The 11,846-nt window shown below is 50.5% G+C and carries 12 protein-coding genes and 2 pseudogenes; 8 read left to right on the plus strand and 6 right to left on the minus strand.

Annotated features, from left to right (window positions below; all coding sequences use genetic code 11):
- The first annotated feature begins 149 nt into the window (after positions 1-149).
- Positions 150-2,612: an AAA family ATPase gene (locus tag JJN09_RS26890; RefSeq protein WP_249484473.1), complete on the plus strand. Its 2,463-nt coding sequence runs from the start codon at positions 150-152 to the stop codon at positions 2,610-2,612.
- 60 nt (positions 2,613-2,672) lie between these two features.
- Here JJN09_RS26890 and JJN09_RS26895 read toward each other — a convergent pair whose 3' ends face one another.
- The gene (locus tag JJN09_RS26895) at positions 2,673-3,245 is read right to left on the minus strand and encodes a DUF3251 domain-containing protein (protein WP_249484474.1); all 573 of its coding nucleotides are present in this window, start codon (positions 3,243-3,245) and stop codon (positions 2,673-2,675) included.
- A 79-nt stretch (positions 3,246-3,324) separates the two neighbouring features.
- Entirely contained in the window at positions 3,325-3,948 is a 624-nt protein-coding gene (locus JJN09_RS26900) for a hypothetical protein (RefSeq protein ID WP_249484475.1), read from the minus strand.
- A gap of 423 nt (positions 3,949-4,371) precedes the next feature.
- On the opposite strand from JJN09_RS26900, the pseudogene JJN09_RS26905 reads away from it, so the two are divergent.
- Positions 4,372-4,830: pseudogene (locus JJN09_RS26905) on the plus strand (PAAR domain-containing protein); the annotation flags it as partial.
- Between the two features lie 121 nt (positions 4,831-4,951).
- Here the strand turns inward: JJN09_RS26905 and JJN09_RS26910 are convergent.
- Complete coding sequence (locus JJN09_RS26910) at positions 4,952-5,314, minus strand: hypothetical protein (protein ID WP_249484478.1); 363 nt, start codon at positions 5,312-5,314, stop codon at positions 4,952-4,954.
- A gap of 556 nt (positions 5,315-5,870) precedes the next feature.
- Between JJN09_RS26910 and JJN09_RS26915 the strand changes: the two genes are divergently transcribed.
- Positions 5,871-6,173 (plus strand): hypothetical protein, encoded by a 303-nt coding sequence (locus JJN09_RS26915; RefSeq protein ID WP_249484480.1) that lies wholly within the window; start codon positions 5,871-5,873, stop codon positions 6,171-6,173.
- Between the two features lie 104 nt (positions 6,174-6,277).
- On the opposite strand, the pseudogene JJN09_RS26920 reads toward JJN09_RS26915, so the two are convergent.
- Positions 6,278-6,521 (minus strand): annotated as a pseudogene (locus tag JJN09_RS26920) (type II secretion system protein GspI); the annotation flags it as partial.
- A gap of 102 nt (positions 6,522-6,623) precedes the next feature.
- A complete protein-coding gene (locus JJN09_RS26925) occupies positions 6,624-7,106 on the minus strand; it encodes a GNAT family N-acetyltransferase (RefSeq protein ID WP_249484481.1) in 483 nt (160 codons plus the stop codon).
- 544 nt (positions 7,107-7,650) lie between these two features.
- On the opposite strand from JJN09_RS26925, the gene JJN09_RS26930 reads away from it, so the two are divergent.
- From JJN09_RS26930 to JJN09_RS26945, 4 genes are all read left to right on the plus strand, one after another.
- Positions 7,651-8,010, plus strand: coding sequence for a hypothetical protein (locus JJN09_RS26930; protein WP_249484482.1), 360 nt, complete (start codon positions 7,651-7,653; stop codon positions 8,008-8,010).
- A 475-nt stretch (positions 8,011-8,485) separates the two neighbouring features.
- On the plus strand, positions 8,486-9,811 hold the full coding sequence (locus JJN09_RS26935; RefSeq protein ID WP_249484483.1) for a hypothetical protein: 1,326 nt from the start codon (positions 8,486-8,488) through the stop codon (positions 9,809-9,811).
- Positions 9,811-10,191 carry a hypothetical protein gene (locus JJN09_RS26940; protein ID WP_249484484.1) on the plus strand — a complete coding sequence of 127 codons (381 nt, stop codon included), beginning with the start codon at positions 9,811-9,813 and terminating at the stop codon, positions 10,189-10,191. The genes JJN09_RS26935 and JJN09_RS26940 overlap by 1 nt, the downstream gene beginning before the upstream one ends.
- A 54-nt stretch (positions 10,192-10,245) precedes the next feature.
- Positions 10,246-10,632, plus strand: a complete 387-nt coding sequence (locus tag JJN09_RS26945) for a hypothetical protein (RefSeq protein ID WP_249484485.1) — start codon at positions 10,246-10,248, stop codon at positions 10,630-10,632.
- Between the two features lie 225 nt (positions 10,633-10,857).
- On the opposite strand, the gene gspI is transcribed toward JJN09_RS26945, so the two are convergent.
- Complete coding sequence (gspI, locus tag JJN09_RS26950; protein ID WP_249484486.1) at positions 10,858-11,238, minus strand: type II secretion system minor pseudopilin GspI; 381 nt, start codon at positions 11,236-11,238, stop codon at positions 10,858-10,860.
- Positions 11,239-11,384: 146 nt separating this feature from the next.
- Between gspI and gspG the strand changes: the two genes are divergently transcribed.
- On the plus strand, positions 11,385-11,843 hold the full coding sequence (gene gspG / locus JJN09_RS26955) for a type II secretion system major pseudopilin GspG (protein ID WP_249484487.1): 459 nt from the start codon (positions 11,385-11,387) through the stop codon (positions 11,841-11,843).
- The last annotated feature ends 3 nt before the right edge of the window (positions 11,844-11,846 follow it).

Below are 11,846 nucleotides of genomic sequence, written 5' to 3' on the forward strand. Positions count from 1 at the left end.
AGGCAGGAAGTGACCCCTTGTAGGTTTAAAATATCGATCTTGATAGCGCATTCGATTATATTATTTTAAATAAATGCATTGTATGGCTAGTGTTCTTAGGTCATAAATAAAAATAAAACAAAATACTGACGCAGAAGGCGGGCAGAATAATGGACTACGAAACTTGTTATCAAGCAGCACTTGATTTGCTCGAGCTGTCTCAAAAGGAGTCTTGTGATCGCAATGAAGCGCAAACTCGATTCGACCTGGTTGACCATTTTCTAGAGCGCTGCATGGGGTGGGATCATCTAGAGATAAAAGTTGAGCAGCCAAATGGTCCGGACTATACGGATTATGAGCTGGGCACACCACGCAAGATGATTTATGAAGCAAAGAGACAGTCAAAGCATTTTGAAATACCTGCTGGTAACCACAAGCATATACATAGTTTAAAGCAAATAAAAAAGCTTTCAAAAACCAATGAGGAGGCACTAAAGCAAGTTCAGGAATACTGCGCAAATAGAGGTGTAACATACGCAGCTATTACAAATGGTGAGCAAGTGATCGCGTTTGTTGGTAGTCGCCAGGATGGTATAGAACCTTTGGATGGCAAGTGTTTTGTCATATCCAGTTTCAATCAGCTGATTAAAGATTTTCCTCTTGTACATAGCTTGTTAAGCAAGGTTGCAATTGAAGAAAATAGATTGATGGCGTATCTGAATTCGGGTGGAAGCATAAGCACTCCGACAAAACTAAGCTCCTCACTTCCCACTTATCCAGACCTGAAAGAGAGGAGTGACTTTCAGGCTAGTTTGAAAATAATTTCAGATATAGTACTTGAGGATGTGCTTGGAGATAAGTCTATAGAAAAAACCTTTTACGAGCAGTGCTATTGCGAGGCCGGTGCCTTGTCACAATACTCGCTTCTAAGCAAGAAAATACTTAGCTATCGATATGCTGCATTGTTTTCTCCAGGAGATTCAAATCCTACATTGCAACCTGTAAAAGGTGATAGGAAAAAAGTTTCAAAGCTGTCAGATGAAGTGGTTGCTTTAACTACAAGTAAAAGACCCATAGTACTCATTGGTGATGTTGGAGTTGGTAAGACGTCATTCATTAAAAACTTGATAAATGTTTCAGCGAAAGAAGAGTTCGAGAACGCTTTGTTTATCTATATCGATTTAGGTAGGCAGGCTAACTTCTACGACAATATTAGAGATTTCGTTATAGATGAAACGGAAGCTCAGTTGCATGACAAACATGAAGTTGATCTTTATGAGTCCGGTTTTATATTTGGAGTCTACCATTCGGAAGTCGCTCGATTTAGACGGGGGTTGGATGGCGACTTGGAGGAAACTGATCCTCCTGCTTATAAGAAAGCGTTGAAAGAACATCTGAGAGAGAAGACAAAGAATAAGCCTGAACATTTAAGGCGGTCGATTGATCATATATCCAAAGCAAGGCACAAGCAGGTTGTTATAGCGATAGATAATGCGGATCAGCGTAGTCTTTCCGTACAGCAAGAAGCGTTTGTAATCTCAGAAGAAATAGCATCTGGATGGGGCGCGGTCGTATTTATTACAGTTAGACCACATACGTTTTATCAATCTAAAAGGTCCGGGGCGTTGGCGGCCTACCCAACCAAAGCTTTTACTATATCCCCCCCTAGAATTGATTTGGTTCTGGAGAAGCGGCTTGGGTTCGCTTTGAGTATGGCAAGTGGTAAAACCCCAATTGAACAGCTTCGTAGCTCCAGACTGGGTATGAGCTCTCTAGCACATTTTCTTGAGGCGATCCTCTTTACATTAAATCAGACTGATGAACTTATAACTCTCATTGATAATATTTCAAACGGAAACGTCAGGACCGCTGTTGAGCTAGTTGTGAATTATATCGGTAGCGCCAATGCCGACTCGGAAAGAATAATTAAAGAAATGATTTTGGGTGAGAAGTACAAAATCCCGGTTCATGATTTTGCTAAAACCATTATTTATGGGGAGTATGTCACCTATTATCCAGAGCGCTCGATGGCATTTAATTTGTTTGATGTGAGCGCAGCAGACTCTCGTGAGCATTTTTTGGCGTCAATAATTATTTCGCTATTAGATAATGCTGATACATTGAAAAATGCCGAGGGCTTTGTTAGAGCGGATGCTTTGTTTGATAAGATTCAAGGTCTTGGTTTTTCCAAGTCGCAAATAGAAATAAAGCTCAGAAAGTTGACCAATAAAAAACTTATTAAGGCCTCTGAAAGGATAACGTTTGAGGAAGATATAACAGGGCTTATCGGACAAATGCCAGACTCTTTCCGGGTTACGGCAACGGGGGTTTACCATATTCAGTACTGGTCAGCAGATTTTGCGTATCTGGATGCGATGTTATTCGATACTCCTATATTTGATCGAGAAGTCAGGCAGGAGATAGCGGCGGCGATTCGCAATACTGATCTTTCTGTGCGATTTAATAGGGCTGGTAAGTTTCGTGACTATTTAACGGCAATATGGCGGAGTTCAAATATTAAGTCCGAATATTATAGCTGGGAAGAAAGTGTAAGTATATGTAGCGGTTCTTTTGAAAAGGTTCAGTACTTTTTTGATAAAAAAGAAACTGCTCGAAAAGGGTTTGGAAAATAATCCTGCTCTTAAAGAGCATGGTGCGATTTATTTCATGTAATAAATCGCCCTTTTATGCAGCTATTTTTTTAATAGTCTTATTCCCGAATGATGGATGTCTTTCACGCGAATGAACCCAAACTCACTAGCGGGAACCCCATCTAGAACTACTGAGACTTTTGTCCACGCGCCAGGCAATAGCGCTTCATTGAAGGTGATTTCTTTGGATTTAGCCTGTTCGTTCATTGGAGATCCTTTTTCATTGACCTTTCCCCAGTCGATGGTCGCTTTTAAGCCGGAAATAGTGGCTGAAAGCGTATTTCCAAATTCAAGGGTCACTTTTGTTCCGTTTGCGTAAGGTTTGATATCAATCAGGCTTGCGGTAAGAACACCTAGGTCGAAGCGAACAGTTCTATAACCGTCAGAACCCGGTGTGAGATATGCCACCCGATCAAAGGTGCTGACTAGCTTATCCCATTCATATGAGTCTCTGTCATTGTTAATAGCCTTGGTTAGAGTCTCTAGGCTTTTTTCTAATTCTAGGATTTTCTCTTGTGACTGTTTTATTTCTTGTTTTGCTGTCTCGAGTTTCTGGTCATCTTTGCAGCCACTTATAAGAAAAATTAGCGTGAGAAGGGCTATAATTGTTTTCATTTTATTATCCCTTAAAAAATGGGGAGGGTTATTTCCAACAAAAACAATCCGTCACAATTCTTCGAATTTTTTTTGAGAGTCAGTGGTCCCCGTCGGGTCTAATAAACGTTCGCACTGTTGGCTGAGGGGCGAACTCCTCATCAACTCTTTGTATCCAAGTGGTGTTTTCTGTATTTCTAGCTGAGCCAATCACGATTCTTATAGCGTATGCCCGACACATATCAAGTAGCGAATTTGGGATCTGCTCTAGCAAGCCTTTGTATTCGTCAATGTTGCCGTCGCGATAGTTGTATATGTCAGCGCACCAAAGCCCGTAGACCCATTCGCTGATATCTTCATCAGAATGTGACTGGCTGTTGACCAAAGATTTGACAAAGGTCTCTACGTGTTTGCGTTCACGCTTGCCGAATCCGCGAGTAGTAAGGCTGAAGAATTTTAATGCTTTGATGGCATGGCGGGCTTCCCAGGTTAGAGAATCCAGTGATTCTGGATCACGCATCAAAGGTACGAGTTGATACGGATTCAACAACTCGCCTGTCTCAGGAATGACTGCATGCATTATCCGATCTAGATTGAACGTCCGACGCTCCTCCCGAGTATGGCAAAACGCATCAATATTGTTCTCGTTTTCCAAACGTAGGTCCGAGATTTCCCGCTCCGTAATCTGACCGGAACCATCTTGATATTTGATGACTATGCCCATCACTGCTCTCTTCCTATGCAGTCCAGCGTCTGATAATCCAACAAGGGAACAGATCCATGTTTGGAAAATGAATCCGTTCCGACGACAAATGTCGATTAAATAGGCGGTCAGCCTGCAATTAGTCTCCGGGCTTATGCTTGTGGATAGGCAAAGTCGGGTGTTTTTTATCGTTGGGTGGATTCACATGCCGCCTACGGTCTTCCTTGCCATCTTCACGCTTTGGCTTTGGGCCTGGCTTGATATCAGTAAACATAGAAACTCCTGTAAAGAACGGTGATGAGAAGCTCTGAAAAAGTAGCACATGGCCACTCACTTGGCTTATTCCGTTTTGAATACAGATTGGGAGCAGCCCTCAGGTCAACGTTCAAGCGGCTTTCTGATAGAGTCCGCACTCGTTCAATCCGCTGACAGGAAGTCAAGCACATGGCAAAACCTGCCGCACGCATTACTGATCCAACCTCCTGCCCAATGCCCGGGCATGGTCCGAAGGCCATCGCCTCAGGATCCCCCGACGTGTTCTTCGACGGCCTCGCTGCCGCCCGTAAAGGAGATTCCTGTACCTGTGGAAGTGCCCTGGTGTCAGGTGTTTCCGCCACAGTGTTCATCAACGGCAAGAATGCTGCGCTGATCGATACCACAGGTTCACACGGCGACGTTGTCATTGGTGGTTCGGGGACTGTCATCATCGGGGATTCGCATACCCCGGCACCTTTCATTCCTCCTTTACCTCTCGCCATTCAGAAACGATTCGGGCAGTCGTTCAGTGTTACCGACAGTGAGACGGGTAAGCCGTTGGCGTTTCGTGACTACGTTGCGACGGTCAATGGCGTCGAGACCAAAGGCGTCACCGATGCTGATGGCATCGCGCACATCAAGACGCCGACGCCCCAGACGTCGAGATGTGCGGCAAAAAATAGAAATGCTCATTTGGCCGAGGTCGTCAGTTTCACCTGGCAACCTCGGCCATTTTCTTTCCGGCCATTGAGCGACAGCAATCAGCCGCTTACGTGTTCACCTCAACATGATCCAACGCCTGATTCACTGCCAACCCTGCAACCATAACCACCTGCGCAATCCCCAGTGCAGTCTTGCGGTGCGCTGGTTCCAGGATCGCGGCGAAGTTGCTGAGCATTTCGCTGGCGGAATCCAGGGATTCGCTGGCGTTGGCCAGGAGCGATTCGCTGTTGTAGGCGGGGTTGGCCAGGAACATGGGGTCGTGTTTGTGGTGGCTGCCCATGATGCGTTGTTGTGGGGTGAGGTAGTGGTCGAGGGCGCGTTCGGCGGCTTCGTTGAGGGTTCGGGAGTTGGGGGATTGGTAGGGGGAAGCTGGGTCGGTTTCTGGTGGATTTGGTGTTGGCTTGATCATAGATGTAACTCCAGGGTGAAAAAGTGGAGCCATCAGCCTCGCTACCAAACGAGGGTGGTGGCCATACGGAGGTTGGTAGACCGGTCACCTGGATACCCGGCGCGTCCGAAGACGCCCTACGCATGGCCACCATAAAACAGAGGACGAAAGAGTCCCTGCAAACTGGAGTTGCGATGCGACAGGTAAGCCGGGCTACCAAACCCGATCACTGTTTTTTTCAGTGACCCGGAAACGATAAAACCCGCACCCTGGACGCACAAGCCGGCGGATTCTGGCGTAGTCGTAGGCAATGACGCAAGGCGTTGTAGCCTTGAGGAAGTAACGCTGAGTGTCTTTAAACAGCATTGAAAAAATCGGTTAAACAAACTGTCGGCACAGCGTCCGTTCTTGCGGTATAGGGGGCCGTCAGTGATTGAACAGGGCGAAAAACAAATACAAGAGAAATGACCGTTGGTCGTAAACATCCGAATACCTGTCAGATCTGACAGGTGACGCTTCCTGCGGTCCTTGATTGAATCACTCCGTCAAACCAATCCCACGAAACGGAGTTACTGACATGTCTACAGCAAAGTCCAATGCCATCGTACCCCTGATCCTTTCTATCAGGGATTCCAAGGGTGGTGAAGTGCCTCAAGGCGGAGTGACCCCTGATACCACTGTGACAGTCGCAGGTCGTGCTGAACCAACGAAGAAAGTTGAAGTGCTCGATGGAACAGTTTCGAAAGGCACTGCCCATGCTGACGCAGCAGGCAGTTGGTTACTGGTCTTAGGTGGACTTGCTCTGGGTGCACACTCGATTACGGCCTCAGATGACGGAGCTGTGTCAGCTACCAGAAAATTTTCAGTGGTTCAACAGTAGAAAATAGATTCAACGGAAAGATCGGGAGATTTGAGGCACGAGGTTCTCAAGGATCCCGATCTGTTCCTCATACATCGTGCCTGACGTTTTTGAGCGGGCCAGGGCTAGGGGTTTTCCGGGCGGCTGAGCAACGTTTCAATCCGAGCCAGAGGAGGTCGCACCTGACTCCGATCAAAGACTTGCACCCCAACCTTGAGCAACCGCCCATTCTCCACCCCCCCCCAATCACCTGCTCACACCGCAACAACAACCTCCCTTGATCACACTCCATCGCCTTAACCCCATCGGCAATCTTCCCTCCAGCCGCAACTCCGCCATCCGACTCTGCGCCGCAATCATCGCAATTGAAAGAAGGGGACCGTGAAAGAAGGGGACAGATTTATTTTCCAGAAAATAGATCAGCCCCCTTTGTTTCCTTTGTTTCTGACGGGGCGCCGCATCAAGATCTGCTTAGTCGCCCAAATCAACGGCATCACCGTTAGCCCGGACATAATAATTATCGAATTCACCGCTTTCGACGAACACGAAGCCATGGCGAGTGTAAAAACGATTTGAAGCGCTTTCCTGGAGAGCACCGACCTTGATGGGGCGCCCGATCTCATCAGCCTCTCTGAAAATCTGAGTAAGAACTTCAGAGCCGATTCCTGCTCCTTGAGCACTGGGCATCACATACAAGTGGTCAAGCAAAAGCTCGCTCTGGTGGTCTTTGATTACGACAAAACCGACCAGATCACCTGATACTTCTATGCGGCGAGTGCTGTTAACGTCGAACCCAGCAACAAATCGTTCGCGCGCACGATCTGGGTTAAATCGTCCAAGCCGTTCAAGGCTCTCGCGCATGGCCTCAATTCTGATGGCTACCAGATTTTCCAGGTCGTTATTGGAAGCTGCGCATAAAACGACAGCGGAGTTTTGATCAACGGAGGCTGGCATAACAAGCACCCTAAACATGGTCGGTCAGTCATTATGCAGAGAACAGATTCCGCATAACCACTCCTGCTTCGGTTCAATGGAGGCGACGGCTCCATATCAGCTTCAGAGGGATGTGTTCGCCGGACGCTTACGTTTGTTGGGGCAAGGGGACGGATCTGTCGTGGGGTCCGAGACGCAATGAGAATTCCGATAAGCACCAACGTTTAAAAAGACATCTCCAGACACTCTCTCAGGCTACATATCCTTGCGCCGTTGCCTACAGCTACGCCAGAATCCGCCGGCTTGTGCGCCTTGGGGACGGGTTCTATTGTGGTGCGGTCGCTGACGAATCAGTGATCGGATTTGACCGTCCGCCCAACATCAAGGCGCACCAGCGTTCTGCACGTGTTCAGGCATTGTCTGAAATCATGTCGCGGTGGCTGTGCGTGGGACACCTTCGGGTGTGCCGGATTCCTTGATGTCCGGTCGGTCAACCCGCGTACAGCTGCCACCCTGTTTGTTTGACCGCGAACGGTGGCGGCTCCGGTCATCAAGGAGCTTCACCATGATCAAACCAACACCCACCCCGCCCGAAACCGAATCGGTTTCCCCCTACGAATCCATAGATTCCAGAAAACTCCACGAAGCCGCCGACCGCGCGCTCGACCATTATCTCTGTCCGCCCGGCTCCACGCCGCCCCCACGTAGAACCCGCGGGATGTATGCCGTGACTGCGGACAACAAAAACGAAGAACTGCTGATTGATGCCAGTGAAACTCTCGCTTCGGCCCAAACCATTGCCCAAAACATCGCCAGTCTGGTGCCGGCTTCGCAGCGTCGGGCGTTGGTGGGGATTGCGCAGTTGATCATGCTCGGGGAGTTGGCGGTGAATCGGGCGTTGGATAATTTGCAATTGCCGGAGTGAGGCAGATCTCGGGATCACCTGCTAATTAAAACGGGTGTCAATTCTGGCGCCTTCGCGAGCAAGCTCGCTCCCACGGGGATTTAGCGGGGGAAAGGGGATTGAATTATTTCATTCGGTCCCCTTTGTTTCTTAACCCGCGCCGCTGCTATCTGGCTCCGAAGGCACATCCGGACATTCATCGGTCCATCGCGTAACCGTCATGTCTTTGAGTCGCTCACCCATGCTTCGTGCAGGTTGCCTGAGGCAAAAGGTGCGCTCACAAATCTGACAATGTTGGGGTTGACCGTTAGTGAGTGATCGCCAATCTCGCTGTTCGTCGATCCGCCACGTACAGCCGCCATAAAACACTGATGATTTGACCCCGGAGTCCGCAAGCCAGAAATCCGGATTTTCCCTACAAAGAACACCGATCCATCCTGCATTCAAACCTGATTCCGTTCCCCAAAGTCCCTCGTTTTCAGAACGGGACACGGACGTGACCAGACTTATCCCTCAAAGCGAACTCCATGGCCAGCGCGACCAGATCCTCGATTCCTACCAGGCCATGGAAGACTTCCGACAGGCATTGAATCGCCCGGACGAACTGCCCGGATTCGACGACCTGTTAAACGCCATGGGCCTGCATCGTTCGAACTACATGCAAGGCGCGAATGAGCGAAAACTCATCGATGCTGTGCGTAACGGTGAGTGGGCATTGGTGAAGCCACGCATGGCTACAGACAACGGCGGCGCCTCCTGGAACGCCTTCAACCCCAAACCCGAGCCACCTCCCGCACAACACCTGGTGGAGGAACACGCCTACACCTTGCCGCAACCCGCTGAATCGGGTTTTCACATTGTTCAGAAACCCATGACGCTCGAAGCGCTTGAACGGGAGTTGTACGAAGTCAGGCCCGGCGACTCACTGCGTCGCGAATTCCGTTCTCTCAATCGACATCTCGGTGAGCAGGTCAAACCTGGGCAAATGGTCTTGTTCAGCGACTCTCGCAACTACACGTGCCGGCGCGAAGAAGCACAGATGATGGCCGCTGCGGAGAAGGTGAACGAGGCGCTGAAAGATCTCTCGGATGAAGAGGCTTCGTTCATGGTTGAGCATCATGAGGTTATTGAGCCGTTTCTGGAGGTGTCGGCGGGCACATTAGGCGTGGCGTCATTCATGATCGGCCATCATCTGGAAGGATTGAAAAACACCCTCAAAGAGCTGGAGCAACTGCATCAGCAGCAATACACCCAACATCGTCATCTGCATGCTCCGGAGTTCTTTGCCAAACGCAAGCGTCTGATGGCGAAACTGGATGCCAGCCTTGGGCCGCTGGTACGCAAAGGCACCGGTCTGCCGGATCATCCAAAACTCAAACGTGCACTGGGATTGTCCAGCCGCCGAATTGTTCACCGATGGGGCAAGGCAGGCGCACCGGCACAACTACCCGGATATGCAACCAACATTGCGGGCGTTGCCAGAGCAGCGAAGTTCATGAAGGGAGGTGGTTATCTCGGCATAGGTCTGCAACTGGGCGCATCCAGCTCAAAAATCTACGAGGTATGCGCGTCCGACCGCGAGTCGGAATGCAGGCAAGTGAGGTTTGTCGAGGGAGGGAAAATGGTGGGCGGGACTATTGGAGCGATTGCTGGTGGAACTCTTGGAGGGAAGGTAGGTTCGGCGGTTTGCGCGAAGTTGAAGGGAGTGGGAAAACTGGTGTGTGTGCTTGTGGTCGGTGCGGCTGGTTCCGTTGAGACAGGAACAAGGACGACCGAGCTAGGGGAGTCAATCGGCCAAGAACTCTATGAGTATTCTGAATAATGGAAATCACCCAATCAGCATTCGCTTGGGCCTGTGGAGCGCTGATCCTGCTGGGCATAATCAACTGCGCAATGATTTTCTACGCCGTTTATACAAAACTCGAAGCGCTGGAAAACCACTTTGACGATTGGCTATACCTGATCACGGACTGGCGTTCTTCAGGTGGGAGTTTTCACTGGAGAACTCTTCGAATGGCAGAGGTCAGCCGGTTGATTACCTCCAAGAGTATCCAACGGCAGGAACCGTTGCTGATCGACGCCGTTGAACGCCTTCCCAGAGGACTCAGGTTCTGGGCGACGCGTCCATTTCATGTCGGCTATTTTGTATGCGGCGGGACTGCGGTGCTTTGGCATTACGGGAAATACAGAGGTTTTTTGTAATGGGGCAAAGAGAAAAACAATCCCTCGGTGAAGTGGTTTACGAAGCCTCTCCCCATGACTGAAATCAAACTTCTGTTCGCCGCCACTGGCATTGCTTTACTGGTGCTGATCATCACCAACGTTCTGGTGATGATCTATGTCGGGTATTTCAAGCTTTCCGAAATTGAGTCGCACCTTGAAAATTGTTATCTGCTCCATAACTGCCCGCAGAAGGGACGTTCCGGTTTTTGGGCGCGCAGGTACAGACTCAATGTGATCACTGCTTTGCTTCGTAAACGTCCTTCGCTCCTGTTGCTGGATAATCCGAACGCCCTCGAAGATGTCCGGAGCCTTCCGCTGAATTTGCGGCGGTGGGTCGAAATTCCATATCGATTGAATGCATTTTCTCTGCTGGGGATTATGGCTTTGTATGGTTGGGCGGAATATCTAGGATTGTTTTGAGGCGTCGGTTAAAACGGGTGGAACAAGAGCCTGCCCTCACCCCAGCCCTCTCCCGGAGGGAGAGGGGGCCGAGGGAGGTGTCTGGCGTTGTACATCGACCTGGGCGACCGAGTTGATTATGGGTTCAACGCGGCGTGTGCGAGTTGGTGAGGATCTTCAAGTTGGTATCGGAAATTTCCCACGGTCGATTCGCTTGCATACGAGCGATTCGACGTTTTGGGAGGGCTAGGGATTTTCGGGGCGGCTGAGCAACGTCTCCAGCCTCGCCAACGCCGGCCCCTCCTGGCTACGATCAAACACCTGCACCCCAACCTTGAGCAACCGCCCATTCTCCACCCCCCCAATCACCTGCTCACACCGCAACAACAACCTCCCTTGATCACACTCCATCGCCTTAACCCCCATCGGTAATCTCCCTTCCAACCGAAGTTCAGCTATCCGACTCTGCGCCGCAATCATCGCAATCGAGCGATCCCGCAAAATCCCGCTGCTCTGCGTCATCAACCCCGCCACGCGCACGGCGGCGGACATGGCGACGGCGATGATCGCCAGTGCGACGAGCACTTCAATCAGGGTGAATCCGGCTTGCGGGGAGGGGGTGCGCATCGGGGTCTCGGGCGGTCGGGCAGCCCTTGACGCTAACGCCCGTGCTTGACGGCTTGACGACGAAAACACCCGAGGATTTTCAACATCCCTGACATATCTTCTTGCAACACTGCGCGTCGAATCGAATCAAGCCAGGGAATGACGAGATGGATATCGCGCAATTCAAACAGCCCAGTCGACCGAGCCGGATGCCCCGTGGGCAGCAGGGTTTCACGCTGATCGAGATCATGGTGGTCGTGGTGATTCTCGGGATTCTGGCGGCGATGGTGGTGCCCAAGGTGCTCGACCGGCCGGATCAGGCGCGGGCCACCGCGGCGAAGCAGGACATTGGCGGGTTGATGCAGGCGCTGAAGTTGTATCGCCTCGATCACGGCACTTACCCGAATCAGAGCCAGGGTCTGAAAGTGCTGGTGGAGCGGCCGGCCGATGCGAAGAACACCAACTGGCGCTCGTACCTGGAGCGCCTGCCGAATGACCCGTGGGGTCGTCCTTATCAGTACCTCAATCCCGGTGCCAACGGCGAGATCGACATCTTTTCCCTCGGCGCCGACGGCCAGCCTGACGGCGATGGCGTGAATGCCGACATCGGTTCCTGGCAGTTGTAAGGC

Source organism: Pseudomonas sp. HS6 (assembly GCF_023375815.1).
GTDB lineage: Bacteria > Pseudomonadota > Gammaproteobacteria > Pseudomonadales > Pseudomonadaceae > Aquipseudomonas.

Bases quoted from the DNA above. Each gene is read 5' to 3' on its own strand.
- JJN09_RS26895 (WP_249484474.1), bottom strand. From the start codon at position 3,245: ATGAAAACAATTATAGCCCTTCTCACGCTAATTTTTCTTATAAGTGGC.
- JJN09_RS26940 (WP_249484484.1), top strand. From the start codon at position 9,811: ATGGAAATCACCCAATCAGCATTCGCTTGGGCCTGTGGAGCGCTGATC.
- JJN09_RS26910 (WP_249484478.1), bottom strand. From the start codon at position 5,314: ATGATCAAGCCAACACCAAATCCACCAGAAACCGACCCAGCTTCCCCC.
- JJN09_RS26925 (WP_249484481.1), bottom strand. From the start codon at position 7,106: ATGCCAGCCTCCGTTGATCAAAACTCCGCTGTCGTTTTATGCGCAGCT.
- JJN09_RS26915 (WP_249484480.1), top strand. From the start codon at position 5,871: ATGTCTACAGCAAAGTCCAATGCCATCGTACCCCTGATCCTTTCTATC.
- JJN09_RS26945 (WP_249484485.1), top strand. From the start codon at position 10,246: ATGACTGAAATCAAACTTCTGTTCGCCGCCACTGGCATTGCTTTACTG.
- JJN09_RS26930 (WP_249484482.1), top strand. From the start codon at position 7,651: ATGATCAAACCAACACCCACCCCGCCCGAAACCGAATCGGTTTCCCCC.
- gspG (WP_249484487.1), top strand. From the start codon at position 11,385: ATGGATATCGCGCAATTCAAACAGCCCAGTCGACCGAGCCGGATGCCC.
- JJN09_RS26890 (WP_249484473.1), top strand. From the start codon at position 150: ATGGACTACGAAACTTGTTATCAAGCAGCACTTGATTTGCTCGAGCTG.
- JJN09_RS26900 (WP_249484475.1), bottom strand. From the start codon at position 3,948: ATGGGCATAGTCATCAAATATCAAGATGGTTCCGGTCAGATTACGGAG.
- gspI (WP_249484486.1), bottom strand. From the start codon at position 11,238: ATGCGCACCCCCTCCCCGCAAGCCGGATTCACCCTGATTGAAGTGCTC.